Here is a 23,327-nt window from a genome sequence, read left to right on the forward strand (position 1 = left end):
CGGCCGTCTGTCGTGGCGGGCGTCTGTCCCGGGAGCCGCCTGTCACGGCTCCCGGGGGCCGGCCTCGTGGTGGGTCCGTCAGACGGGAAGGAACACGCCGGTCAGGGTGTGGGCGCGGTCCATGGTGATGTTGACCTGGGCGCTGGGGTCGTACTGGACGCCGTCGTAGAGCCAGGCGACGAGGCGGTACCCGTTCTGGGGGCGGGCGGTGACGCCTACGACGGTCCCCGGCTTGTAGGGCCCGTAGACGGCCGGCCGGACGGTGCCGCCTTCGGCGGGGTCCAGGGTGAGGGCGTAGCGGGTCCGGGCCGTGGTCAGCGTCCGGTAGCCCGCGACGATCGGGGTGGACAGGCGCGCCAGGCCCGCGTTGTCGCTGTTCCGGTCGCCCAGAGGCTGGCCGTTGACGGTGTTGTCGGTGTTGGAGTACTGGTTCACGGCGCTGCAGTCCTTGAGGCAGGAGCTGGAGTACGCCATGAGGGTGTGGAACTCCTCGTTCGGGGTGATCCACCCCGTTCCGTAAGGGGTGTTGAGGTCGTTCCGCCAGCTGCCGTCGGGGATCTGGGAGTCCAGGGTGCGACGGTCGTGCCACAGGCCGAGGTTGTGGCCGATCTCGTGGCCGAGGTTGTACCAGCCGGTCAGCGAGTCGAAGTCGACGACGGAGAAGGCTTCCTTGGAGTTGAAGATTCCGCGCTCGGGGAGGTTGCCCTGGCCGGAGGACTGTCCCGGATCGACCTTGTTCACGATGGTGATCAGGTCCACGCCGTAGCGCCGCCGCAGGTCGGCGGCGGTCGCGCCGAGCGCCGCGTCCTGGGGGTCGTTCATCTTGGCGTGCATCACGGACGAGGTGTTGTCGCCCCGGTAGTCCGTGTTGTACGTGCCGATGATGTCGATGCTGGCGGGGATGTTGCTGTCCGCGAGGGCCTCGTTCATCTTCCGCTCGGCCCAGTGGATCGTGTTGATGACCTGCTGCTCGCCGCCGGCCGCGGTGACCGCCTTCGGGGTGTAGCCGGCGATGACGTCGATGACGGCCGGGTTGGCGGCCGTGGCCGCGGCCCGTCCCCGGAGGGATTCGCGCATGTCCGCCGCGGAGGCCGAGGTGTTCACCGGCGTGTCGGGAGCTCTGCGCGGGCGGTGGTCGGGGTCCTCCTCGGTGGCCCGCAGCCGGGGAGGCAGGCCGGGGAGGGTCTCCAAGTGGTAGACGCGCGCCCCGAGGTCGGCGACGACCTCGACGACTACGGCGCCCTGGGGCGCGCGGTCGGTGTCGCACACGCCGCGCATCGAGACGACGACGCTGGTGTCGGGCTTGTTCTTGACGTGACCGCTCCAGGTCAGCGTCCCCTGGTCGTCGTCGATCCCCTCCTCGACCGCGGTGACGCGGACGTCGTCGAAGAACTCGAAGGTGCGCTCGCGCGGCGCGCCGAACGGGGCGGGGCTGCACAGCCCGCTGAACGCTTCCGTCCTGAGCGGGAAGGTGCGCTCGCGCAGCACCTCCTTGCCGTCCCCGGCCGGGGAGGGGGCTCGGGTGGTCTGGGGTGCGGCGGAGACACCGGCGGCCGTGGCGAGCGGCAGGGCGGCGACGGCTGCGACGCACAGCGCGATGAGGCGGGCACGCCGGGGACGGCGAAGTGAGGTCATGATCCAAACAAGTCAGAGTCGGCATCGCACAGGCGCGCGACATTCCTGCCGGCCCGGACAATCACCCGACCGCCACGGAGGAGCCACTCCGATGCGGCTGTGGGCCCGAACCCGTCGGGTTCGGGCCCACAGCCGGCAACGCGTCAGATGATGCGGCCGCCGAACCCGCCGGCGGAGTAGTAGGTACCTATCTCATCGCGGTAGCCGACGTCGTCGAGGTGCTTCTCGCGGTGGAACTCCGGAGCGTTCTTGATCTGCTCCTTGGTTCCGTCGACGTAGACCTTCTGCTCGTCCACGTCGATACGGATCACCGTGCTCGCCGGGAGCAGGACCTCCTTGCCGAAGATCCAGACCCCGGTGTCCACGACCAGGTAGGCGTCACCGGCCTCGTCGGAGTGCTTGTCGACCTTGCCGATGTTCCCGTCGGTCGCCTCGACCTTGTAACCGGTCAGATCGGCCCCGCTCAGGTGGCCGGCGGTCGACGTGTAGCTCCACACATGCTCAGTCACGCGAAAACAACTCCTTCGCCAGACGGGGGCGGTGAGGTCTTCTCTGCCGTCCCTCTCTTCCGATGCAGCACGCGGCGCCGTTCGCGCCCCGCCCAACCTCGACTGCCCCGGCCCGGGTACTTCATTCACTGTCGGCGGCGCCCCGGGCCCGGCAGGTCAGAAGATGCCGAAGAAGCGGTGCCACCAGCTCGGCCGTGCCACGTGCGAGGGCAGTCGGCTCGGCCCGTCGTCATCGGACTCGATCAGCTCCTCGGGAACCACCGCGTACCCGAGGTCCGCCAAGGCCCGCAGCGCGCTGGCCAGGTCGGCGGCGTCCAGGTCGTCCTCGGCCTGAGCTTCGTCGGTACCGAGGCAAGCCCCCGGGTTGTCGGCGCACACCAGCGCGAGGGACCCGAACGTGCTCACGCACACGACGATCCGGGTGCCGCACACGGTCGCTTCCGCCGGCACGACGATCCGTCCGTACTCGCTGAAGTCCTGGAAGTCCCGCTCGGACTCGCAGCGCACCGCGAAGTCGCCTTCGAGGCGGGCCGCCAGAGCGCCGACGGGACGGCGCTCGCGCGGCGCTCGTAGCCCTGCGGCCATTCCAACCACTGCGGATCGTCCAGCTGACGCAGCAGGGCCGGCAGGGCCGCTCCGCTCTTCGCCATCCGGCCATCCTGGCGCGCCCGCTCCGTTGGGCTCCGCCCGGGGTGTGCCGTCAGTGGACGACGAGCGTATCGGGGCTCCCGGCGGTGGCGCGTTGCCATTACGCCACTTCGCTGGGGTGTTCCTTCGGATCATCTGATCGTTGGTCTAGGAGTGTCGTTGGCTGATGCCCAGCGGGCTCGGATCGAGCCGTTGTCGCCGGATCGGACACCGGGACGAGGTGGACGGTGGCGGGACCACCGCCTGGTGATCGATGCGATCGCGTCGAAGTACCGCCGAAGGCGACCTCGACCGGCCGGTCGCAGTCGACTTCGAGCAGGTCATGGCCCGCATCCGGGTGCCGCGCGCTCTTGGCGGGCCGCGAGCGGCTCCGCACGCGGTCCTCGTGGACGGAGCGTACTCGTCCCGCGCGATCCCCACCCACCTTCGCCGACGCGGGGTCGCCCACCGATCACCACCGCGTCGACGGTCCCACCGGGCAGTTCGTCCGTCGCGTACCCAGTAGCAGCAGTTGTCGCGGACATGTGCGGGCCTTCCCGATGGAGCAGGCCCTTCGCGGGCCCCTACGGATTGCACACTAAGCTGGTATTGCGCAGGTGGCATAGGGTGTTGCCTATGACGCAAGACAATGGTGAGCTCGACAGCCTGGTGCGCAAACGGATCCGTGCGCTGCGGGTGGCACAGGGGTGGTCCCTCGACGAGCTGGCCGGCCGGGCCCGGCTCAGCCCCTCCACCCTCAGCCGGATCGAGACCGGGCAGCGACGCCTCGCTCTGGACCAGCTCGTCACCCTCGCCCGCGCCCTGGACACCTCGCTCGATCAGCTCGTCGAGACGGCCACGGACGATGTGATCGCGAGTCCGGTGATCGACGCGGCCCACCAGCTGATGCGGTGGCCCGTGAAAGCGGACCCGGGCATGACGGTCGTACGCCAGCGGATGACGGACCCGCCGCCCGACAACCCCGCACGCATGCGCGCGCACCCCGGCCACGAATGGCTCGTCGTCCTCTCCGGCACCGCGATCCTGATGCTGGGCAACCGCCGCTTCCGCGTGGAGACCAATCAGGCCGCCGAGTTCCCGACGATGCTCCCGCACGCCATCGGCGCCGAGGGCGGCCCGTGCGAGATCCTGGGCATCTTCGACCGCGACGCCCGCCGCGGGCACCAGAGCGGTGAGAAGGCGGGAAATGCCGGCCGCCCGTCGCCCTGATGCGAACGCGACGGGCGGCCCGGCCCCTGCCCCGGAGGCCCCGGCCCGGCCCTGCGGGGAGTCGCTTGCCGCAACGGCAGCCCCAGCGGCCATCGTCTTGCGCATCGCGAAAGCGACCGTGCCGCACACCCGTGATCCTCTTAGCGTGGACGCATGACGCACAGAGCCCCGCACGCAGCGCACGACCACGAAGCGCACCCGGTCCACCAGCACGGCTCACATCACGGCGAACACAGTGGCGGGCAGCACGACCCGCAGCACGAGACCGACGGCCAGGCGGAGATCCTCGACCTCGACGCGGAAGTACTCGCCGAGCACATCGCCTCCATCACCGCGTGGCTGCCCGTCGAAGCCGCCCCCCGTCACATCGTGGACCTGGGCAGCGGCACCGGAGCCGGTACCCTCGCCCTGCTCGAGCGCTTCCCCGATGCCGAAGTGACCGCCGTCGACACCTCGGCCGGCCATCTGCTGCGCCTGGTCGAGAAGGCCCGGTCCCTGGGCGTGGCCGACCGGGTGCGCACCGTTCAGGCCGACCTCGACACCACCTGGCCGGACCTCGGCACGCCGGATCTGGTGTGGGCTTCGGCTTCCATGCACCACATGGCCGACCCCGACCGCACCCTGCGCCAGGTCCACGACGCGCTGACGCCGGGCGGGCTGTTCGCGGTCGTCGAACTGGCCGGCTTCCCGCGGTTCCTGCCCGAGGACGCCCCGGAAGGGCGGCCCGGCCTGGAGGAGCGCTGCCATGCCGCACTCGACCGCCATCACGCCGAGCAGATGCCGCACCGCGGGGCCGACTGGGGACCCAAGCTGGCCGCGGCCGGCTTCACCGTCGAGGGCGAGCGGACCGTCGACGTGAACATCGGCCCGCCCCACACCGAGGCCGTCGGCCGCTACGCGCTCGGCAGCCTGCGCCGCCTGCGCGGTGGTGTCGCCGGGACGCTGGCGGCCGAAGACCTGGCCGCCCTCGACCAGTTGCTCGACCCCGACGGTCCGCACAGCGTTCTGCGGCGCGAGGACCTGACGGTCCGCACCGAGCGCAGCGTATGGGCGGCCCGACGCCGCTGAGCAGCGGCGTGCGGGAGACACCTGTTCCGGAGCCGCGGGACACCCGGTGTTGGTGACCGTCGGCGTGCGGCCCGCGATCCGTATTACGGCAGATCCTCGCCTACCTCGACCAGATGCTCGGGGAGCGCCGCCAGTCCCGCCTCCGGACTCGCGCGCTGCACCGCGAGCGGAGTGCGGAGGCGGGACTGGCGGACGTTGGCGACGAAGCGGCGCATCCGTCCTGCACCGCCCGCACGGTCCGGTCGACCGGGCGCCCTGCTCACCCTGGGAGGCGATCCCGTACCCACGCCTCCGGCGGCCTAGCCGGTCGCCACTCCGCCGGTTCCGGGGGGCCGCAGCCCGTCGAAGACGACCGCGAAGATCCGCTCGCGGGGCTCCGGATCCGCTCCGAGCTGTTCCATCGCACTACCGGTGCCGGCCAGGAGGGCGATGAACTCCGGCAGCCCCAGCTCCGGGCGGACGGCGCCCGCCCGTTGCGCGCCGGTCAGCAGACCGGCCAGCCGGGCCTGGATCTCCGTGGTCGGCTCCCGCAGGGACGCGTGGGCGTCCACCCCGGCCGCGGCGAGGGCCCGGGTGAACTCGCCCTTGCCCTCGGACTGTTCCACCACCAGGCGGAAGCAGGCGAAGAAGGCCTCGGCTGGTCCGGCCTCGGCGGCCAGCCGCGCGGTCCGGGCCGCCATGTCCTCCAGCCGGCGGACCATCACCGCTTCCAGGAGTGCCTCCTTGGTCGGGAAGTGCCTGAACAGCGTGCCGACTCCGACGCCGGCGGCGCGCGCGATCTCCTCGGTCGGCACGCCGACGCCCCGGGTGGTGAACACCTCCGTGGCGGCGTCCAGCAGCCTGGCCCGGTTGCGGGCCGCGTCCGCCCGCAGCGGGCGCTCCTGGGCACCACCCGCGCTACCCGCGCTACCCGCACCACCCATGTCTTTCCCGCCTTTCGCCGTCGACGGCGGACCCACCCCGGCGGAACCACCCTGGACAACCGGAGTCTCCAGTCCGTATCGTGAAACGGAGTCGTTGGTCCGATTCTATCCGCGAGTCCCACTGGAGGTTTGTCATGCCCGGAACGCCGTCACCGCGCGAGGTCTTCCAGAAGCTGATCGAGGGCATCGGCGCGGGCCGGTACACGGAGCTGGCCGATCTCTACGCCGAGGACGCCGTGGTGGAGACCGTCTTCGAGCCGGTCGGCCCGCGCCGGTTCGAGGGACGGGCCGTACTGCGGGAACGGTTCGCGCAGGTCTCCGCGGGGACACCCGTGGAACTGACCCCGGTGAACGTGGTCGTCCGGGAGACCGACGACCCGGAGGTGGTCGTCGCCGAGTTCGACTACCAGGTGCACCATCGGGTGACCGGGCGGAGGTTCAGGTCGGCCAACGTCCAGGTGCTGCGGGTCCGCGACGGCCTGATCGTCGGCAGCCGGGACTACCACGACCACCTCGCCCTCATCGTGGCCGGCGGCGACCTCCCGCAGCTGGTGGAGGCGCTGGAAGGGCGGTAGCGCGAGCGGATACGCGGCGCGGGGACCGGTCAGCCGTTCAGCAGCCGGGTCCAGTCCTGGGGTACGCGCCCGGCCGGCCCCGGGGCCGGCTGGTCCGCCGGGTGTCCGGCCGGTGGCGCCAGCTCGGGACCGGACTCGTACAGCTCGTCGCCCGAGTAGTCCCAGAACCAGTCCTCGCCCGGTTCGAAGCTCTGCACCAGGGGATGGCCGGTGGACTTCCAGTGGGCGGTGGCGTGCTGGGCGGGCGAGGAGTCGCAGCAGCCGACGTGACCGCACTGGGCGCAGCGCCGCAGGTGGAACCACCAGCCGCCGGCCGCGTCGCACTCGGCGCAGCCGGTGCCGGTGGGCGGGACGCTCGGGTCGACTCCGTCGGTGGCGGTCATACGGGCTCCTCGGGGGTCTCGGAGGTCTCGGGGGTCCCCGTCGCGGGCTCGGCGGTCCCGGCTCCAGGCTCTGGTCCGGTTTCCGGGGCGGTCAGCGGGAGCAGCACCTGGAACCGGGTGTCGCCCGGTACGGACTCGACCTGGAGGCTGCCGTGGTGCTTGCTGACGACGATCCGCCAGGAGATGTCCAGGCCGAGACCCGTGCCCTCGCCGACCGGTTTGGTGGTGAAGAAGGGGTCGAAGATGCGGCTGCGGATGTCCGCCGGGACACCGGGCCCGGTGTCCCGGAACTCCACCAGCAGCCGGTCCCCCTCGCGCGCCGTGCGGACCGTCAGCGTGCCGTCGCGTCCGGTGCTCCCGATGGCGAAGACGGCGTTGTCGATGAGGTTGGTCCACACCTGGTTGAGCTCCGCCGGGTAGGCGGGCACGTCCGGCACGGAGCGGTCGTACTCCTTGACCACCCGGACCCCGGGTCCGATCTTGCCGGAGAGCATCACCAGGGTGCTGTCGAGGAGCTCGTGGACGTCGACGACCCGGTGCGGGGCGCGGTCGAGCTGCGAGTACTGCTTCGCGGCGTCCACGAGGTGCGAGATGCGGGTCGTGGAGTCGTCGATCTCATCCATCAACAGCTCGGTTTCGACCGTGTAGTTGAGCCAGCCGATGGCCCCGGGCAGGAGATCCTCGGCCACGGAGTCCGCGACCTGTTGCAGCCAGTCCGTGTCCAGCCCGGCCTGCACGAAGGTCGGCGCGATCCGCCAGCCCTCGGGGATGCCGCGGTCCTCCAGCCAGTCGGCGAGTTCGTCCTCCCGGTCGGAGGCCTCCAGGGGGCTCAGCGCCACTGCCTTCGCCACGCGTTCGACGGTGCGCTCCTGGATGTCGATGAGGCCGGCGATCGCCTCGCGGGGGTAGTTGCCCTGCGAGATGTGCGCCAGCTTGTGCCGCATCTTGCCCACACGTTCCCGCAGTGTCGCGGTGGCCCGTACGGCCGCGGCCGCCGGGTTGTTGAGTTCGTGGGTGAGTCCCGCGGACAACGAGCCCAGGGCCAGCAACCGTTCGCGCTGGCCGATGGCCTGCTGGGTGCTGCGGGAGCCGAAGAAGAGCCCCTCCAGCAGGTGCGCGGCCATCGGGAACCACTCCCGCATGACGTCGGCGAACGACTGCGCGGGCAGCACGAAGAACCGCGTCCGCTCGGTCACCCGCATGGAGTTGTTGTACGTCTGCGGGACCCGGTCGCCCAGGTAGGCCTGCATGGCCCCGGAGTACACCCCGCGCTGCGAGGTCCGGGCCACCTCCACCTCATCGCCGCCGACCCGGCGGGACAGGACGACGGTGCCCTCGATCATCACGTAGAAGCAGGTCGCCGGGGAGCCCTCGGCATACACCGGGCCGGCTTCGAACCGCTCCACCCGTCCCTCGGCGCACAGCCGCCCGAGCTGCTCCGGTGAGAGCTTCTCGAACAGGAACAGCGAGGCGATCTCCTGCGGGGCGCAGGGCATGGCCTGGCCGCTCACGACTGCTCCAGGTACCGGTGGACGAGCATGACTGCCATGGCTCCCTCTCCGACGGCGGACGCGACGCGCTTCGCCGACTGGGCGCGCGCGTCGCCCGCCACGAACACGCCGGGGACGTTGGTCTCCAGGTGGTACGGCGGCCGGTCCAGCTCCCACTCGGCGGGCGGCCGCCCGTCCGGGGTGAGGTCCGGCCCGGCCAGGATGAACCCGTGCTCGTCGCGCAGCACCGTACCGTCCAGCCAGTCCGTGAGCGGGGCCGCGCCGATGAACACGAACATCCACTGGGTGTCGACGAGTTCGGTCGCCCCGGTGTCCACGTCGCGCAGCGTGAGCTGTTCCAGGTGGCCGTCGCCGTGCGCCGATTCCACGACGGTGCGGGTGCGCACCGTGATGTTCGGAGCCTCCTCGATCTGCTGGATCAGGTAGTACGACATGGACGCGGTCAGGGATTCGCCGCGCACCACCAGCGTCACCGACTTCGCGCCCCGCGCCAGGTACATCGCCGCCTGCCCGGCGGAGTTGGCGCCGCCCACGATGTACACGTCCTGCTCCAGGCAGGAGGCCGCCTCGGTCAGCGAGGAGCCGTAGTAGACCCCGCAGCCGGTCAGGTCGTCGCAGCCCGGCGCCTGGAGCTGCCGGTAGGAGACTCCGGTCGCCAGGATGACGCTGTGCGCGGCGATCGCCGAGCCGTCGGCGAAGCGGACGACGCGGGCAGCGCCGTTGGCCTCCAGCCCCGTGACCTCGCGTGCGGTGAGGATCTCGGCGCCGAACCGGCCGGCCTGGCGGCGGGCGCGGTCCGTGAGCTGTGCGCCCGACACGCCGTCCGGGAAGCCGAGGTAGTTCTCGATGCGGGAGCTCTGCCCGGCCTGCCCGCCGGTCGCCGACCGCTCGACCAGTACCGTCCGCAGCCCCTCCGAGGCCCCGTACAGGGCCGCGCCGAGCCCAGCCGGGCCGCCGCCGATCACCACGAGGTCGTAGAAGTCGGAGGTCGGTGTCGTGGCGAGCCCCACCTGGGCCGCCAGGTCGGGGGCGTCCGGCTCGATCAGCACGGCGCCGCCGGGGGTGATCACCACGGGCAGCCGCTGTCCGTCGGCGCCGGCCGCCCGGAGCAGTCGCCGCCCCTCCGGCTCCTCGCAGGAGTACCAGCGGTACGGCACCTGGTTGCGGGCGAGGAACTCCCGCACGCCCGAGGAGCGCGCCGACCAGCGGTGACCGATCACCTTGGTGGCGGGGACGGGCCGGTAGTCGCTGGAGCGCCAGGCGGCGATCAGGTCGTCCAGGACCGGGTAGAGCTTCTCCTCCGGCGGGTCCCAGGGTTTGAGCAGGTAGTGGTCGAGGTCGACGACGTTGATCGCGTCGATCGCCGCGCCGGTGTCGGCGTACGCGGTCAGCAGCACGCGCCGGGCGCCCGGGTAGATGCTCAGGGCCTGTTCGAGGAACTCGATGCCGTTCATCTGCGGCATGCGGTAGTCGGCCAGGATCACGGCCACCAGATCGCCCCGCAGCTTCAGCTCGCGCAGCGCCTCCAGGGCGGACTCGCCGGACTCGGCTCGCACGATCCGGTAGCCGGAGCCGTAGCGTCTGCGCAGGTCACGGGCGATGGCACGGGACACTCCCGGATCGTCGTCCACGGTCAGGATGACGGTCCGCGCTGCATCGGCGACCTCTGGCATGCGTCTCCCGCCCCGAGCGGCCTCGACTGGCGGCGCGGCGAGCCGCCCGCGCCCGGTTCCCGCCCATCGTATGTTCGATCGCCGCGGTCCGCTCCGGAACGCTCCCGGACCGCGCGCCGCGGGAACGTGGCGGGCCGTCGGGCGGTCGTCCCTGTCAGCCGTCGGTGCGCACGGTCAGGCGGGCGGGGGGCGTGGCCGGCGGCTCCGGCAAGCGCAGGCCCGCTCCGCCGGGGGTGATCGAGCCGAGGACGCGCGGGTGGCGGGCGCCGGTGCACGAGGGGACGGTGCCGGGCAGCCCGTGCGCGGTGAGCCAGCCCAGGACGGCGAAGGCGTACGCCTCCTTCGCGCCCGACGGCAGTCCGAGCTCGTCCGACGCCCGCACGGGTACGCCCGTGTCGCCCCCGCCGCCCGTGCCGACCCCGCCCAGTTCCTCCCGCAGCCACCGCATCAGCACCGGGTTGCGGGTCCCGCCGCCCGAGACGATCACCTCCGTCGCCCGGTAGGGCCGGACGGCGTCGGCCACGGTCCGCGCCGTGAGCCGGGTCAGGGTGGCGACCACGTCCTCGGCGGACAGCGGCCCGAACGGGGCCAGCGCCGCACGCAGATAGGGCAGGTGGAAGAGCTCCTTGCCCGTGGTCTTCGGCGCGGGCAGGGCGTAGTACGGCTCCTCCAGCAGCCGGCGCAGGAGCGGCTCGTGCACGGTTCCGCGTGCGGCGAGCGCGCCGTCCGCGTCCATGGAACGCGCCGCGCCCGAGGCGTCGGACCCGGCCAGCTCCCGTACCGCCGCGTCGATCAGCGCGTTGGCGGGCCCGGTGTCGAAGGCCAGCGGTTCGCCGGCCGCGGCGTCCGGTACCACCGTCAGGTTCCCGATGCCGCCGAGGTTGAGCGCCACCGGCACGCCCGGCCGTCCCCGGAGCCACATGACGTCGACGATGCTCACCAGGGGCGCGCCCTGTCCCCCGGCGGCCACGTCCCGGGTACGGAACCCGGAGACGACGGGCCGGCCGGTGGCTTCGGCGATCCAGGCCGGCTCGCCGATCTGGAGGGTGCCGTGGACCCGGCCGGCCCCGGCCCAGTGGTAGACGGTCTGCCCGTGCGAAGCCATCAGATCGGCCCGTCCGTCGCACAGTTCGCGGTCGGCCCGCACCGCCGCCGCGGCGAAGGCCCGTCCGATCCGCGTGTCGAGCCGGCACACCGTGGCCAGATCGGTCCGGGAGGGCGGCAGCGCCCCGGACAGCGCCGCCCGCAGATCGTCCCCGTACGCCGTGCTGATCATGCCCAGCGGGGTGAGCACCAGCGTGTCCCCCTCCAGGTCCAGGTCGGCGGCGGCCGCGTCGATGGCGTCGTACGACGTGCCGGACATCAGCCCGACCACCCGCAGGGCGCTCACCGGCCGCTCACCGCAGTCCCCGCCGGTGGTCGTCGCCGCGCAGTGTCAGCAGCGCGGCCGCGCTGACCGCGCAGGCGGTCGCGGCGTAGTACGCGGGAACGTCCACGTCCCCGGTCCACTCGACGGCCCGGGTGACGATCAGCCCCGCGCAGCCCGAGAACACGGCGTTGGAGAGGGCGTAGGCCAGGCCGAGCCCCGTGTAGCGCACGGTGGTCGGGAACATCTCCGCCAGCATCGCCGGGCCGGGACCCGCCATCAGCCCGACGGCGGCCCCCGCGCCGAGGAGCGCGGCGCCCTTGGCGTACACGGTCGTGCCGGGGTCCTGCACCAGGTTCAGCAGGGGCAGCGCGAGTACGGCGATCAACAGCGCTCCGCCCACCATCACCGTGCGCCGGCCGATCCGGTCGCTGAGCACCCCGGCCGGCAGGATCGACGCCGCGAACCCGAGGTTCGCCAGCACGGTCGCGAGCAGTGCCTGCTGGAACGTCGCGTTCAGCGTGTTCTGGAGGTACGAGGGCAGCACCACGAGAAAGGTGTAGCCGGCCGCCGACCACCCCATCAGCCGCCCGACTCCCAGCGCGACGGCCCGGGCGGTCTCCGCGGCGGGCGGCCTGCGCACCGGTTCGCTCCGCCCGGCGACGGCTGACACGAAGGCGGGCGTCTCGTCCAGGCGCAGGCGCAGCCACAGCGCGGCGAGCCCGAGCGGCAGGGTCAGCAGGAAGGGCAGCCGCCAGCCCCACCCGTTCAGCTGCGAGGTGGTCAGTACGGTCGCCAGGAGCGCGGTCGCGCCGGCGCCCGCGAGCAGGCCGAGCGCCACGGTGAACGACTGCCACGCCCCGTACCGTCCGCGCCGGCCCGGCGGCGCCGACTCCGTCATGAGCGACACGGCTCCGCCGAACTCCCCGCCCGCCGAAAGCCCTTGCACGATCCGCAGCAGCGTGAGCAGCCACGGTGCGGCCGCGCCGATGGACGCGTACGTCGGCAGTGCGCCGATGAGCGTCGTGGCGCCGGTCATCAGGCAGATGACCAGGACGAGGGTGGGGCGCCGGCCGATCCGGTCGCCGAGCCGCCCGAACACCGCGGCGCCGACGGGCCGGAAGAAGAACGCGAGGGCGAACGACGCGTACGTCCGCACCAGCGCCTCCACTTCGCCGCCGCCCTCGGGGGTGAAGAAGTGCGCCGCGATGACGGTGGCGAAGTAGCCGTAGACGCCGAACTCGTACCACTCGATGAAGTTGCCGACGGATCCCGCCACCAGTGCCCGGTGGGAGCCGGCCGGGCGGGCGCTCGCGGGAGACCGGACCGGGCCCGGGGCGGGTGGGAGCATGGAGCCAGCGTGCTCGACCGGAAAGCCGCTCCACAAGTCGCGTCCGCCATCTGCCGTACGTCCCGGGAGCCCTGCGGGGAAATTCCCTACCGGCGCGGCGGCGAAGGGCGCAGACTCGCCCCATGACTGACATGCGGGCGTTCGGGGCGGCGGTGACCGCGTGGGCCGCCGGTGGTCCTGGTGGCCCCGGTGGTCCTGGTGACACGGCGCGCGAGCTCGCCGCGCGGCTGCCCGTCCGGGTCGTCGTCCTGCTCGAGGGACTGAGCGACGCCGCGGCGGTCGACGCCCTGGCCGAGGGCCGCGGCCGGGACCTGGCGGCCGAAGGCGTCTGCGTACTGCCGATGGGCGGCGCGATGAGCGTGGGGCGCTTCGCCCAACTCCTCGGGCCGTCCGGCCTGGGCCTGCGGCTGACCGGATTGTGCGACGAGGCGGAGCGCGGCTACTACGCCCGCGGCCTGGAGCGGGCCGGTGCGGCACCGGAGGGGTTCTTCGTGTGCGCCGCGGATCTGGAGGACGAGCTGATCCGCGCGCTGGGCGCGGCGCGGGTGGAGGAGCTGGTCCGGACGGAGGGCGACTTCCGCCCGCTGCGGACCTTCCTGCGCCAGCCCGCGCAGCTGGGCCGGAGCCCGGAGCAGCAGTTGCGGCGCTTCCTCGGCACGAAGAAGGGCCGAAAGATCCACTACGGCCGCGCCCTCGTCGAGGCCCTCGGCCCCGACCGCGTGCCGGCGCCGCTGGAGGATCTGCTCGCCAGTCTCTGACCCGAATCGGCCCGGGGATCCTGGCGGCAGCCGCACCCGGAAAGTATGATCAAGCAATGTCTGACATGACCGAAACCACGCCCGGCTGGCTGACCACGGATGAGCTGGAGTTGGCCAGGGCCCGGATGCCGATCCTGTACGTGACGGCCGTGCCCGTACGCGTGGACGACAGCGGCGAAGTCACGAGCATCGGGTTGCTCCTGCGCATCGGTCCGGACGGAACGGTAAGCCGGACCCTGGTGTCCGGCCGGGTCCTGCACCACGAGCGGGTCCGTGACGCGCTGCTGCGCCACCTGGAGAAGGACCTCGGCCCCGTGGCCCTGCCCCATGTCCCCGCCTCCCTCCAGCCCTTCACGGTCGCCGAGTACTTCCCCACGGCCGGGATCACCTCGTACCACGACCCGCGTCAGCACGCGGTGTCCCTCGCCTACGTCGTGCCGGTGACCGGCGACTGCCGTCCCCGGCAGGACGCGCTGGACCTGGTCTGGTTCAGTCCGCAGGAGGCGGCCTCCCACGCCGTGCAGAGCGAGATGCCGGGCGGGCACGGCGTACTGCTGAAGCAGGGGCTCGCGCACACGGGACATGCCTACTGAGCAACTCCTGCGCCCCGCCCGTGCGCTGCCCTCGGCACCGCCCGGGTGGGGCGGGTGATGCCGTGACCGGGCCCCCACCCCCGTGGGGCCCCGATCGTCGGCCGACCCCCGGCCGAACTGGCCGAACCGCGGGAACGGTCACCACGTTGTGGCCGGAAGGACCGCGCGGACCAGGACAGCACGCGCCAGTCGGGGGACCCCGCGCGCCACCCGGTGCACCGCACGTCAGGCTGGTGTGTAGCCGCGGGCGCGGACGTGCGCCTCGGTGAGCCGGGTGAACGCCCGGGCGGCGGCGCTGCGGTAGCCGCTCTCGCGCCTCAGGAGGGCGACGGTGCGGGTGGGCAGGGCGGGTTCGAGGGGGATGGGCGTGAGATGGGGGTGGCCGTGCGCGATGGCGTCCGGCAGGACGGTCGCGAGGTCCGTGCGCCGGACGATCTCGGTCAGCGCCTGGATGGAATTGGCCTCCACCGCGATGCGCGGCCGCACCCGATGGGCGGCGAAGTAGCCGTCGATGTGCCCCCGGGTGGCGAAGTCATCGCTGAGCAGCGCCAGTTGGCGACTCGGTAGTTCGGCCACGGGCAGCGGGCGCGGTGCGCCGACGGCCTCCCGCTCGGCGGCGGCAACGAGGCTGAGGGTCTCGGCGTACAGCGGGGTGGCGGTGACGCCCGGCAGGTGGGGGCCGTGGAAGGCGATGCCGAGGTCGAGGCGGTCGCCCAGGAGGCCGGCTTCGATGTGGTCCTGGGCCATCTCCTTGACGTCCAGGGTGATCCCGGGGTGGCTCGCGTGCAGCTCCGCCGCCAGCGGTCCGACCAGGTAGGCGGTGAACGTCGGCGTGACGGCGAGCCGGAGGTGACCGCGGGAGAGGTCGGCGATGTCGAGGACCGCCCGTTCGGCGGCGGCGAGGTCGCGCAGGGCCCGGCGGGCGTGGTGCGCGTAGGTTTCGCCGGCGTCGGTGAGTCGGACGCCGCGGCCGGTGCGGTCCAGCAGTTGGACGCCGACGGTGCGTTCGAGCTGCTTGACCTGCTGGGAAAGGGTCGGCTGGGAGATGCGCAGCTCTTCTGCCGCGCGGGTGAAGCTGGCGTGCTCGGCGACGGCCAGCAGGTAGCGCAGGTGACGGAGTTCCAGGGCCATGGCCTCGACTATAGATGGCATCGATAGCTCTGATGGTCAACACGTCTTGGACACTATAGACGCAGGTCATGCATGGTGGATCTCGTCGGCCCCACGGGGTTCGGCAGCCACCGAAGGGAGTGACCATGCAACCCCTCAGCGAGGGCGTCGCGCAGTTCCGCCGGGACGTCTACCCGGCCAAGGCGGACCTCTTCGCCCGTCTGGCGACCACCCACCGGCCCTCCACCCTGTTCATCAGCTGCTCCGACGCCCGTGTGGTGCCGGAGCTGATCACCCAGAGCGAGCCGGGCGAGCTGTTCGTCGTCCGCACCGCCGGCAACCTGGTCCCCGCCCATACACCGGGCCCGGACGGGGTGACGGCCAGCATCGAGTACGCGGTCGCGGTCCTGGGCGTGGGCGACATCGTGGTCTGCGGCCACTCGGCCTGCGGCGCGATGACCGCCCTGGCCGAGCGGCACGACCTCAGCGGCGCCCCGGCGATCGCCGGCTGGCTGCGCCACGCGGACGCCTCCGTCGCCCGTACCGCCGCCCGGACCGACCCGCGGAGGGTCGATGCCCTGGTACGGGAGAACGTGCGCGCCCAGCTGGCCAACCTGGCCACCCACCCCTCGGTGGCCCGCGCCCTGGCCGCGGGATCGGTCACCCTGCGCGGCTGGGTCTACGACATCCCCGCCGGCACCGTCACGGAACTCGACGCCACCCGGTCCGCCGTTCCCACGGCCCGACCGGACGCCCCGGCCTGACCAAACGCTCCGGCCCGACCTCACCTCCGGCCCGGTTCCACCCTCCGGGCCGGCCCCGCCCCCTCCCACCCGATGCGCGCCGCCTCCGCCCCGACCGGCGAGCGGCACACCCGAAAGGACGCCCTTCCCATGGTGCACGCCCAGTTCGACAACACCGCCCGCCAGGCCCTGGCCGTCAAGGCCGTGGAGGCCAAGATCCGGAAGGACCTGTCCTGGCGGCAGATCGCCGACGCCGCGGGCCTGTCGGTCGCCTTCGTCACCGCCGCCGTCCTCGGCCAGCACCCGCTGCCCACGGCCTCGGCCGAGGCCACGGCCGATCTGCTGGGCCTGGACGCCGACGACGCGCTGACACTGCAGACCATCCCGACCCGGGGCTCCATCCCGGGCGGCATCCCCACCGACCCGACGATCTACCGCTTCCACGAGATGCTCCAGGTCTACGGCACCACCCTGAAGGCCCTGGTCCACGAGGAGCTCGGTGACGGCATCATCTCCGCGATCAACTTCAGGCTGGACGTGAAGAAGGTCGCCGACCCCGAGGGCGGCGAGCGCGCGGTCATCACCCTGGACGGCAAGTACCTGCCGACGAAGCCCTTCTGATCCGCCCGGCCACCACGCCCGGGGGCGGGCCGGCGATCCGCGCCGGCCCCTCCCCGGGGCACCCGGGTGCCGGGCCCAGCGGTTACGCGATCACGCGGCTACGCGGTCACCCGGCTACGCGGTCGGCGGGAGCAGGGTCGCACCGATGCCCGCGAGTACCGCCGCGAGCCCCGCCTCGAAGCCGGCGTCCTGGTCACGGAACATCTCGGGACCGGCCTCGGTCGTCAGCGGGTATCCGGCGAGACGTTCGGCGCGGGCCTCCAGGTCGTAGCCCTCGCCGTCCGAGCCCGGCAGCGGGCCCATGGACTGCTCCTCGATCACGTACCCGATGGTGTAGCTGTACGCGGTGAACCAGGCGCGGGCCGCCCCGGCGGCCGTGAAGCCACCCGCGACCAGGGTCCGCAGATGGGCCTCCATCGGCGCGGCGTAGCTCATGTCCGTGAAGTGCGTACCGCTGTAGACCTTGGCGCCGTCCCGGTAGAGCAGCAGGTGGTCCCGCAGCCCCCGCATCGCCGCCTCGAGCGCCTCCCGCCAGTCCCCGGGCGGATGCATCGCCGACGCCAGGTCGGCCGTCATCCGGCGGAACATCTCGGTGGCCATCTCGTCGAGCAGTGCCTTCTTGTCCTTGAAGTGCCAGTACAGGGCGGGTGCCTTGACGTCCAGCTCCTTGGCGATGGCCCGCAGGGTCAGCCCTTCCAGGCCCACCTCTCCGAGCAGGCGCAGGGCGGTGGAGGCCACCGTCGCGCGGTCGAGCCGGGCCCGTTCGGGTTTCGCTTCTCGTTCACTTGCCACCTTGACAACTTAACAGCGTTAAGTCGATCCTCGTAGCCATGACCGCACTTAACAGCGTTAAGGAAATCGGGGCTCCCGACGTGCTCGTCGTCGGCGCCGGCCCCACCGGACTCGCCCTCGCCCTCGACCTGACCCGGCGCGGCGTCCGCGCCCTCGTCGTCGAGCGGGCGGACAGCCTCTTCCCCGGCTCGCGGGGAAAGGGCCTGCAGCCACGCACCCTGGAGGTCCTCGACGACTTCGGCGTCGGCGACGCGGTGCAGGCCGCCAGCGCCACCGCCCCCATCGGGCAGATCTGGCAGGACGGCACGCCCGTGGGCGAGCACGACATGCTGGGTGACCGTGAGGTCGGCGGCCCCACCGACACCGAGCCGCACCCCCGGGCCCGGCTCCTCCCGCAGTGGCGCACCCAGCGGATCCTCTTCGAGCGTCTCACCGGAATCGGGGGCCGCGTCGTCTTCGCCACCGAACTGAGCTCCTTCGACCAGGACGCCGACGGGGTCACCGCGCACCTCGCCGACGGCACCACGCTGCGCGCCGCCTACCTGGTCGCCGCCGACGGCGGCCGTTCCACCGTCCGCAGGGCGCTCGGCATCGGAATGACCGGCGAGACCGTGGACCCGGCCCCGATGGTGGTCGCCGACGTACGGCTCCGCCCCGGAGCCCTGGACCGCGAGCACTGGCACCTCTTCCCGGGGGCGGACGGCGACTTCGCCGCCCTGTGCCCGCTCCCCGGCACCGACGAACACCAGCTGGTCGCGCGTACCGACGACCTCGACATCCCGGCCGTGATCGCCGCTCGGACCCACCTGAGCACGACGGACGTGGTCGAGGTCCGCTGGTCCTCCGACTTCCGGCCCCGCGCGGCCATGGCCGACCGCTTCCGCGACGGGCGGGTCCTGCTCGCGGGTGACGCGGCCCACGTGCACTCCCCCGCCGGCGGGCAGGGCCTCAACACCAGCGTGCAGGACGCCTACAACCTCGGCTGGAAGCTCGGCCAAGTGCTGCGCCACGGCGCGGACCCGGCGCTCCTGGACACCTACGAGCAGGAGCGGCAGCCCGTCGCCGCGCACATGCTGGGCCTGTCCACCCGGATCCACCGCGGCGAGGAGCAGCGCGGCGAGGCAACCCGCCAGCTCGGCCTGGGTTACCGGGGCGGACCGCTCTCCGAAGGCTCTGCGGGATCACTGGAAGCCGGGGACCGTGCCCCCGACGGCGTCCTTCCGGACGGTCGCAGGCTCTTCGACCTGTTCCGGGGTCCGCACTTCACGCTGCTCGCGGTCGGCACGGACACCGAACTGCCTCCGGTGGACGAGCGGTTCACGCACATCCACCGGATCGGGGAGCACGAGGCGTACGGCAAGGGCGTCTTCCTGGTCCGGCCGGACGGCTACGTGGGGTGGGCGGGCGAGGACGCGACCGGCCTGGCCCGCTACGTCGCCCGCTTCGGCGGATCGCCGGACCGGACCTGACGCCGGTCCACGACGCCTCGCGGCATCAGCAGGTGAGGGAGCCCCTGCGCAGAGCGTGGCCGCCGTCGTTGCTGTCGTCGGACCAGAAGACGGGCTTGGAGCCGCCGACGCACTCACCGGCCCCGGCGACCGAGAAGCCCTCGTTGTTGTAGTTGGACATGCCGCTGGGCCGGTTGTGGACCGCGGTGACGGCGAGCGCCCCGGACGCGTTGACCTGCATCGTCCGGTGCTGGCCGGAGCAGGTGTCGTCGCAGACGACCCACAGCCGGGAGGCCTGCGGCTCCCACTGCAGCTCCATGACCCCGGCCATGCCGCTGCTGACGGCGGCCACGCGGGTGAAGGCTCCCGAGTCCTGCAGGACGTAGCCGTACAGCATGCCGGTGCCCTCGACACCGACGAAGAACACCCCGCCGGTGTGCGCCCCGTAACCGCTCGGGGCGTACACCGCGCCGGTCGAGGCGTCCTTGAACCCGGCACCGGTCAGGTAGGAGTCGGGAACCCAGGTGACGGCCTCCAGGCCGAGGTTGGACCCTACGGACGGCAGGTCCGCGGTCAGGTTCCACTCCTTGGCGGCGGTCAGCGTGGACGCCGACCCGCTCACGTCGTACTTCAGGACGGACAGCCGGCTGGTGCCCGAGGAAGCACTGTTGCGCTCGCTGGCCACGAACACCCCGCCCGCGACGCCGGCGCCGGTGACCGTCACGCCCTCCGCGTCGGGACTGCCGGAGCCGCCGCCCGGGAAGCGCAGCGTCTTGCCGGCGGACCATCCGGAGGCCGTGTCCGGGGTCCACCCGCCGGTTCCGTTCGGGAGCAGGCGCCACAGCTTCCCGGAATTCTGGGCCGCCCACATGACCCCGCTCTCCTGGTAGAGCCCGCTCAGGTCCTCGCCGAAGACGTTCGACGCGTCGGCCGTGGCCACCGAACCGCTGCCCGGCCAGGCGACCGGGGTGGTGCCCCCGCCAGAGGTGCCGCAGCTGTTCGGGGCGCCGAGGGTGACCGCGGCCGCCTTGAACGCGCCCGTACCGTCGGGGCAGCGCGACCACGACGGAGCGGAGTGCGTGCTCCAGGTGAAGCTGTCGGCCAGGGTGCTGCCGTCCGGCAGGTAGAGGCGCGCCTTGTCGCCGGAGCCCAGGCCGAAGGAGGAATGCACGTCGAAGGCGCGGAACGCGCCGGGGGCCAGCGTGGTGCCGGAGGCGATCTTGTACTTCGAGCTGTTGCTGTCGTCCTTGAGGATCCAGCCCGAGACGTCCACTGAGGCGGCGCCCTTGTTGTACAGCTCGATCGAGTCCTCCACGTCCCCGGTGGTCACCACCTCGTTGATGCGGATGTCGTCGGCCGGGGCGGCGTGGGCCGGAGCGGCCGTCAGGGCGCCCGCGACCAGCGCCGGAGCGGCGACGAGGGCGAGGGTCAGAGCCAGACGGTGGCGCCGGTGGCGGGTAAGCGGTTCGTTCACGGTGTCTTCCCGGGGTCGTAACGGCAGGGCCGCACGAGATTCTGCGCCGGGCCCGCCACAAGGGCACCCTCCCGCGGGGCGGCATTCCGTGAACGGCTGCCGAACTGTGCGCGAAGCACGACCGCGAGCCCGGACGAGCCGCCACATACTGCCCCCCAGCTGCGGCGATGCCCCGGAGGACGCCGAGTACGTCATCGCCGCCGCCCCGGGGTGCCGGCCGTGGCCTCCGCCCCTGTCAGGCGGGCTGCCACAGTTCGACCCGGTTGCCCTCCGGGTCGGTGACCCAGCCGAATCGGCCGACGCCCTCCATCTCCTGCGTCTCCTCGGCCACGTCCGCCCCCTTGGCGCGCAGTTGCGCGAGCATCGCGTCCAGGTCGCGGACCCGGAAGTTCAGCATGGTCTGCTGGGCGGGGGACCCGAAGTAGTCGGTCCCGGACTCGAAGGTCGCGAACACCGTCAGCCCTGCCCCCTGTTCCCACAGACCGTTCTCGTCCGCGTCCAGGCCCAGACAATCGCGGTACCAGGCACCCACCGCCACCGGGTCGGCCGCCCGCATGAAGTAGCCACCGATTCCAAGCACACGTTCCATGCCGCCATCCTGCCAGGACGGCGGCCGGGCGGGCAGGAACCACACCATCACCCGCCGTACGCCCTGGTGGTGGTCACGGGGCGCAGTCGGCCCCGGTACGGCCCGCGTCGCACGGCTCGGTGCCCTGCGCACTGCCGGTCCCGGCGCTCCTGGCCGGCGTATCACCGGCAGGGGCCGGATCCGGCGGTGCGGGCTCGCCGCGCCGGATCCACAAGAGGGCTCCGGCCAGCAGGACGGTGCCTCCCAGCAGCCAGGGCAGCGGGCCGGACGGAAGGACGCCGAGGGCCAGGCCGGTGAGGGCTCCGGTCAGTTGCAGGGCGAGGGACTGGACGGACAGCGCGGTGGCCCGGCCCGAGCTCTCCACACGGCGGTGCAGGATGTCGTTCTCGCTCGGCCCCGCCGAGCCGAGACCGAGCTGGACCAGGCCGTAGCCGATGGCCGAGAGGATCAGCGGGCCCGGTCCCGTGGACGTCGCGGTGGCGCCGAGCAGGAGCAGCCCGCTCGCGCTGATGCCGAGGCTCAGCAGGACGGCGCGTTCACCACTGCCCGCGAGCCGGGCGGCGAGTGGCGCCAGGTGGCTGCCGACGCCCGAGCAGACGAAACCGGCGCAGGCGAGCGCGGCGAAGAGCACCGCGCCGGACTCGGACGCGCCGGTCAGGGCCGCCGCCCGGCCCGGGGTGAGCAGTTCTATGGCGGCCAAGGCACTGCCCGCGGCCCCCGCGCTGAGGAGGATCCTGCGGACGAGGGCGTCGCGTCCGCCCAGGCGCAGTCCGCCCGCGACGGTCGCCGGGACGCCCCGGAGCACGTCGCGCAGGGTGGCGCGCGGGCGGGGCGGCTCCCGCAGGGCGGTCAGGACGTAGAGCACGAAGACGGTTTCGACGGCCGCGCCCAGCAGCAGCGGGGTGGAAAGGGGCAGCACCACCGCGGAGGTCGCTTCGCTCAGACGGGCGCCGAGGTCGGGTCCGAGGCCCAGCAGCCAGGGCAGGCATCCCCCGAGCAGCGTGCCGACCGCGAGTGCGGCGGACGTCGCGGAGGAGGCGCGGGCCAGTCCGGTGCGCAGATCGGCACCGGGGCCGGAGCACGCGTGGACGGCGTCCACGTACCAGGCTTCTGCCGGTCCGCTGGAGAGGGCCCGGCCGGCCCCCATCAGGCCCATGCCGAGGCCGAGCAGCCAGCCGGTGGTGCCCAGTGCCACGAGGGTGAGGGCGGTCAGGTTCAGCAGGCCGGCGGCGGCCAGGACGGCGCGGCGTCCCAGGACGTCGGACAGTCCTCCGGTGGGCAGTTCCAGTGCGGCGGCGGTGAGGGAGTGCACGGCGAAGAAGGCCGCGATGGCCGTCATGGCCATGCCGCGCTCGGTGAAGAGGAGGATCAGCGGGGCGATGCTCAGTCCCAGCGGCAGCCAGAACAGCACGCAGACCGTGACGAAGCGGCGCCGTGCGGTACGTATGTCCAGCGGCGGGTACCCGGTCATGACGCGGCCCCGGAGTCGGTCCCGGCGTCCGCGGTGCGGGTAGCGCCAGAGGCTCCCGTGCCGGGACCCGGGTCGCGCGGAGCGAGGGGCAGTCCGGCGGCGAGAAGTACGACCTGAGCGGCGCGGGGATCCGCCGCGTCACGGGCGGTCAGTTCCTCCAGCTTGCGGTCGAGCACCTCCCAGAGCTCCGTGAGCGACTCGGGGGTCAGACGGGGCATCAGATCGCTCATCCCGGAGGGCCGTACCCACTCCTGACCCAGCCGCCCTTCGGCGATGTCGGCCTCGTGCCGGGCGAGGGAGGTCGCCAGATGCTCGATCTGCGCCCTGCGCGACACGCCGACCCAAGCCCGGCTGCCCGGCGCGGCCTCCATCGCCTCGTTGTTCCAGGAGGTCACGGAGTGCACCGCCCGCCAACGGCGTTCGCGCCCGTCACGGTGCTCGGCCTCGGCGACGAACGCGTACTTCGCGAGGACCCGGAGGTGATAGCTCGTCGAGGCCGACGACTCCCCCGCCCTGACCGCGAGTTCACTGGCGGTGGCCGGGCCGTCCTGCCGCAGCATCCCGAGCAGCCGGATGCGCAGCGGGTGCGTGAGGGCCTTCAGGGCCGCCGCGTCCTGCTCGGGATCGAGTACGCGTTCGCGCGCTTCGCTGATCACGACGGGAGAGTAGAACGATCGAGCGACTATGCCGAAGCATTTTTGCAGAATTCTCTTTGGAGACTCGGGGGACTTGGCGACTGGGCACGGCGGGCCGCGGGATCCGGGACGGAACGGGACGGCGTGGCCGCGCTCTTCGCATCCGTGCACGGACCAAGGCGCCCCACCGGAGCTCCCGTTACGGGCCGGCGGAGCGCCTCACACCAGGTGGTCAGGCCGTC

At 72.7% G+C, this 23,327-nt stretch carries 23 protein-coding genes and 1 pseudogene; 9 read left to right on the forward strand and 15 right to left on the reverse strand.

All coding sequences use genetic code 11. From position 1 onward, the window contains the following. Window positions 1-78: 78 nt before the first annotated feature. The 3 genes from OG389_RS01530 to OG389_RS01540 form a co-directional block, all read right to left on the reverse strand. The gene (locus OG389_RS01530; protein ID WP_328296609.1) at window positions 79-1,635 is read right to left on the reverse strand and encodes an InlB B-repeat-containing protein; all 1,557 of its coding nucleotides are present in this window, start codon (window positions 1,633-1,635) and stop codon (window positions 79-81) included. A 143-nt stretch (window positions 1,636-1,778) separates the two neighbouring features. Beyond that, a complete protein-coding gene (locus tag OG389_RS01535; protein WP_328296610.1) occupies window positions 1,779-2,144 on the reverse strand; it encodes a PRC-barrel domain-containing protein in 366 nt (121 codons plus the stop codon). A 156-nt stretch (window positions 2,145-2,300) separates the two neighbouring features. Further along, complete coding sequence (locus OG389_RS01540; RefSeq protein ID WP_328296611.1) at window positions 2,301-2,729, reverse strand: hypothetical protein; 429 nt, start codon at window positions 2,727-2,729, stop codon at window positions 2,301-2,303. Window positions 2,730-3,102: 373 nt separating this feature from the next. Here OG389_RS01540 and OG389_RS01545 point away from each other — a divergent pair. From OG389_RS01545 to OG389_RS01555, 3 genes and pseudogenes are all read left to right on the forward strand, one after another. After that, window positions 3,103-3,234 (forward strand): annotated as a pseudogene (locus tag OG389_RS01545) (IS5/IS1182 family transposase); the annotation flags it as partial. 173 nt (window positions 3,235-3,407) lie between these two features. Continuing rightward, entirely contained in the window at window positions 3,408-4,001 is a 594-nt protein-coding gene (locus OG389_RS01550) for a helix-turn-helix domain-containing protein (RefSeq protein ID WP_328296612.1), read from the forward strand. 153 nt (window positions 4,002-4,154) lie between these two features. After that, complete coding sequence (locus OG389_RS01555; protein ID WP_328296613.1) at window positions 4,155-5,069, forward strand: class I SAM-dependent methyltransferase; 915 nt, start codon at window positions 4,155-4,157, stop codon at window positions 5,067-5,069. 299 nt (window positions 5,070-5,368) lie between these two features. On the opposite strand, the gene OG389_RS01560 is transcribed toward OG389_RS01555, so the two are convergent. Continuing rightward, window positions 5,369-5,992 carry a TetR/AcrR family transcriptional regulator gene (locus OG389_RS01560; protein ID WP_328296614.1) on the reverse strand — a complete coding sequence of 208 codons (624 nt, stop codon included), beginning with the start codon at window positions 5,990-5,992 and terminating at the stop codon, window positions 5,369-5,371. A gap of 134 nt (window positions 5,993-6,126) precedes the next feature. Between OG389_RS01560 and OG389_RS01565 the strand changes: the two genes are divergently transcribed. Further along, a complete protein-coding gene (locus tag OG389_RS01565) occupies window positions 6,127-6,567 on the forward strand; it encodes a nuclear transport factor 2 family protein (protein ID WP_328296615.1) in 441 nt (146 codons plus the stop codon). A 29-nt stretch (window positions 6,568-6,596) separates the two neighbouring features. Here the strand turns inward: OG389_RS01565 and OG389_RS01570 are convergent, their stop codons facing one another. The 5 genes from OG389_RS01570 to OG389_RS01590 all read right to left on the reverse strand — a co-directional run bounded on the left by OG389_RS01570 (window position 6,597) and on the right by OG389_RS01590 (window position 12,851). Beyond that, window positions 6,597-6,950: a UBP-type zinc finger domain-containing protein gene (locus OG389_RS01570; RefSeq protein ID WP_328296616.1), complete on the reverse strand. Its 354-nt coding sequence runs from the start codon at window positions 6,948-6,950 to the stop codon at window positions 6,597-6,599. Next, complete coding sequence (locus OG389_RS01575) at window positions 6,947-8,446, reverse strand: ATP-binding protein (protein ID WP_443059407.1); 1,500 nt, start codon at window positions 8,444-8,446, stop codon at window positions 6,947-6,949. The genes OG389_RS01570 and OG389_RS01575 overlap by 4 nt, the downstream gene beginning before the upstream one ends. A gap of 11 nt (window positions 8,447-8,457) precedes the next feature. After that, on the reverse strand, window positions 8,458-10,134 hold the full coding sequence (locus OG389_RS01580) for an FAD-dependent oxidoreductase (protein WP_328296618.1): 1,677 nt from the start codon (window positions 10,132-10,134) through the stop codon (window positions 8,458-8,460). Between the two features lie 154 nt (window positions 10,135-10,288). Next, window positions 10,289-11,515, reverse strand: a complete 1,227-nt coding sequence (locus OG389_RS01585) for an anhydro-N-acetylmuramic acid kinase (protein ID WP_328303441.1) — start codon at window positions 11,513-11,515, stop codon at window positions 10,289-10,291. 16 nt (window positions 11,516-11,531) lie between these two features. Then, a complete protein-coding gene (locus OG389_RS01590) occupies window positions 11,532-12,851 on the reverse strand; it encodes an MFS transporter (protein ID WP_328296619.1) in 1,320 nt (439 codons plus the stop codon). A gap of 122 nt (window positions 12,852-12,973) precedes the next feature. Here OG389_RS01590 and OG389_RS01595 point away from each other — a divergent pair, with 122 nt between their 5' ends. Then, window positions 12,974-13,609: a TOPRIM nucleotidyl transferase/hydrolase domain-containing protein gene (locus OG389_RS01595; protein ID WP_328296620.1), complete on the forward strand. Its 636-nt coding sequence runs from the start codon at window positions 12,974-12,976 to the stop codon at window positions 13,607-13,609. Between the two features lie 65 nt (window positions 13,610-13,674). Next, window positions 13,675-14,202, forward strand: a complete 528-nt coding sequence (locus OG389_RS01600) for an NUDIX hydrolase family protein (protein WP_328303443.1) — start codon at window positions 13,675-13,677, stop codon at window positions 14,200-14,202. Between the two features lie 225 nt (window positions 14,203-14,427). On the opposite strand, the gene cynR is transcribed toward OG389_RS01600, so the two are convergent. Continuing rightward, the gene (gene cynR / locus OG389_RS01605; RefSeq protein WP_328296621.1) at window positions 14,428-15,333 is read right to left on the reverse strand and encodes a transcriptional regulator CynR; all 906 of its coding nucleotides are present in this window, start codon (window positions 15,331-15,333) and stop codon (window positions 14,428-14,430) included. Window positions 15,334-15,458: 125 nt separating this feature from the next. Here cynR and OG389_RS01610 point away from each other — a divergent pair, with 125 nt between their 5' ends. Both OG389_RS01610 and cynS read left to right on the forward strand, forming a co-directional pair. Beyond that, complete coding sequence (locus tag OG389_RS01610; RefSeq protein WP_328296622.1) at window positions 15,459-16,076, forward strand: carbonic anhydrase; 618 nt, start codon at window positions 15,459-15,461, stop codon at window positions 16,074-16,076. A 129-nt stretch (window positions 16,077-16,205) separates the two neighbouring features. Next, window positions 16,206-16,676, forward strand: coding sequence for a cyanase (gene cynS, locus OG389_RS01615; protein WP_328296623.1), 471 nt, complete (start codon window positions 16,206-16,208; stop codon window positions 16,674-16,676). 114 nt (window positions 16,677-16,790) lie between these two features. Here cynS and OG389_RS01620 read toward each other — a convergent pair whose 3' ends face one another. Further along, on the reverse strand, window positions 16,791-17,468 hold the full coding sequence (locus OG389_RS01620; protein WP_328296624.1) for a TetR/AcrR family transcriptional regulator C-terminal domain-containing protein: 678 nt from the start codon (window positions 17,466-17,468) through the stop codon (window positions 16,791-16,793). 38 nt (window positions 17,469-17,506) lie between these two features. On the opposite strand from OG389_RS01620, the gene OG389_RS01625 reads away from it, so the two are divergent. Beyond that, entirely contained in the window at window positions 17,507-18,937 is a 1,431-nt protein-coding gene (locus OG389_RS01625) for an FAD-dependent monooxygenase (protein ID WP_328296625.1), read from the forward strand. Between the two features lie 25 nt (window positions 18,938-18,962). On the opposite strand, the gene OG389_RS01630 is transcribed toward OG389_RS01625, so the two are convergent. The 4 genes from OG389_RS01630 to OG389_RS01645 all read right to left on the reverse strand — a co-directional run bounded on the left by OG389_RS01630 (window position 18,963) and on the right by OG389_RS01645 (window position 23,106). Then, window positions 18,963-20,390, reverse strand: coding sequence for a lamin tail domain-containing protein (locus OG389_RS01630; RefSeq protein ID WP_328296626.1), 1,428 nt, complete (start codon window positions 20,388-20,390; stop codon window positions 18,963-18,965). A 235-nt stretch (window positions 20,391-20,625) separates the two neighbouring features. Further along, window positions 20,626-20,979, reverse strand: coding sequence for a VOC family protein (locus OG389_RS01635; RefSeq protein ID WP_328296627.1), 354 nt, complete (start codon window positions 20,977-20,979; stop codon window positions 20,626-20,628). Between the two features lie 73 nt (window positions 20,980-21,052). Then, window positions 21,053-22,450: an MFS transporter gene (locus OG389_RS01640; RefSeq protein ID WP_328296628.1), complete on the reverse strand. Its 1,398-nt coding sequence runs from the start codon at window positions 22,448-22,450 to the stop codon at window positions 21,053-21,055. Then, the gene (locus OG389_RS01645; protein ID WP_328296629.1) at window positions 22,447-23,106 is read right to left on the reverse strand and encodes an ArsR/SmtB family transcription factor; all 660 of its coding nucleotides are present in this window, start codon (window positions 23,104-23,106) and stop codon (window positions 22,447-22,449) included. The genes OG389_RS01640 and OG389_RS01645 overlap by 4 nt, the downstream gene beginning before the upstream one ends. Between the last annotated feature and the right edge of the window lie 221 nt (window positions 23,107-23,327).

The organism is Streptomyces sp. NBC_00435 (genome assembly GCF_036014235.1).
Classification (GTDB): Bacteria; Actinomycetota; Actinomycetes; order Streptomycetales; family Streptomycetaceae; genus Streptomyces.

What these genes read in the sequence shown, in the direction of transcription:
- OG389_RS01610 (WP_328296622.1), top strand. Translation starts at nt 15,459, where the DNA reads ATGCAACCCCTCAGCGAGGGCGTCGCGCAGTTCCGCCGGGACGTCTAC.
- OG389_RS01560 (WP_328296614.1), bottom strand. Translation starts at nt 5,992, where the DNA reads ATGGGTGGTGCGGGTAGCGCGGGTAGCGCGGGTGGTGCCCAGGAGCGC.
- OG389_RS01550 (WP_328296612.1), top strand. Translation starts at nt 3,408, where the DNA reads ATGACGCAAGACAATGGTGAGCTCGACAGCCTGGTGCGCAAACGGATC.
- OG389_RS01530 (WP_328296609.1), bottom strand. Translation starts at nt 1,635, where the DNA reads ATGACCTCACTTCGCCGTCCCCGGCGTGCCCGCCTCATCGCGCTGTGC.
- OG389_RS01555 (WP_328296613.1), top strand. Translation starts at nt 4,155, where the DNA reads ATGACGCACAGAGCCCCGCACGCAGCGCACGACCACGAAGCGCACCCG.
- OG389_RS01635 (WP_328296627.1), bottom strand. Translation starts at nt 20,979, where the DNA reads ATGGAACGTGTGCTTGGAATCGGTGGCTACTTCATGCGGGCGGCCGAC.
- cynS (WP_328296623.1), top strand. Translation starts at nt 16,206, where the DNA reads ATGGTGCACGCCCAGTTCGACAACACCGCCCGCCAGGCCCTGGCCGTC.
- OG389_RS01625 (WP_328296625.1), top strand. Translation starts at nt 17,507, where the DNA reads ATGACCGCACTTAACAGCGTTAAGGAAATCGGGGCTCCCGACGTGCTC.
- OG389_RS01595 (WP_328296620.1), top strand. Translation starts at nt 12,974, where the DNA reads ATGACTGACATGCGGGCGTTCGGGGCGGCGGTGACCGCGTGGGCCGCC.
- OG389_RS01640 (WP_328296628.1), bottom strand. Translation starts at nt 22,450, where the DNA reads ATGACCGGGTACCCGCCGCTGGACATACGTACCGCACGGCGCCGCTTC.
- OG389_RS01580 (WP_328296618.1), bottom strand. Translation starts at nt 10,134, where the DNA reads ATGCCAGAGGTCGCCGATGCAGCGCGGACCGTCATCCTGACCGTGGAC.
- OG389_RS01600 (WP_328303443.1), top strand. Translation starts at nt 13,675, where the DNA reads ATGACCGAAACCACGCCCGGCTGGCTGACCACGGATGAGCTGGAGTTG.
- cynR (WP_328296621.1), bottom strand. Translation starts at nt 15,333, where the DNA reads ATGGCCCTGGAACTCCGTCACCTGCGCTACCTGCTGGCCGTCGCCGAG.
- OG389_RS01540 (WP_328296611.1), bottom strand. Translation starts at nt 2,729, where the DNA reads ATGGCCGCAGGGCTACGAGCGCCGCGCGAGCGCCGTCCCGTCGGCGCT.
- OG389_RS01570 (WP_328296616.1), bottom strand. Translation starts at nt 6,950, where the DNA reads ATGACCGCCACCGACGGAGTCGACCCGAGCGTCCCGCCCACCGGCACC.
- OG389_RS01575 (WP_443059407.1), bottom strand. Translation starts at nt 8,446, where the DNA reads ATGCCCTGCGCCCCGCAGGAGATCGCCTCGCTGTTCCTGTTCGAGAAG.
- OG389_RS01590 (WP_328296619.1), bottom strand. Translation starts at nt 12,851, where the DNA reads ATGCTCCCACCCGCCCCGGGCCCGGTCCGGTCTCCCGCGAGCGCCCGC.
- OG389_RS01565 (WP_328296615.1), top strand. Translation starts at nt 6,127, where the DNA reads ATGCCCGGAACGCCGTCACCGCGCGAGGTCTTCCAGAAGCTGATCGAG.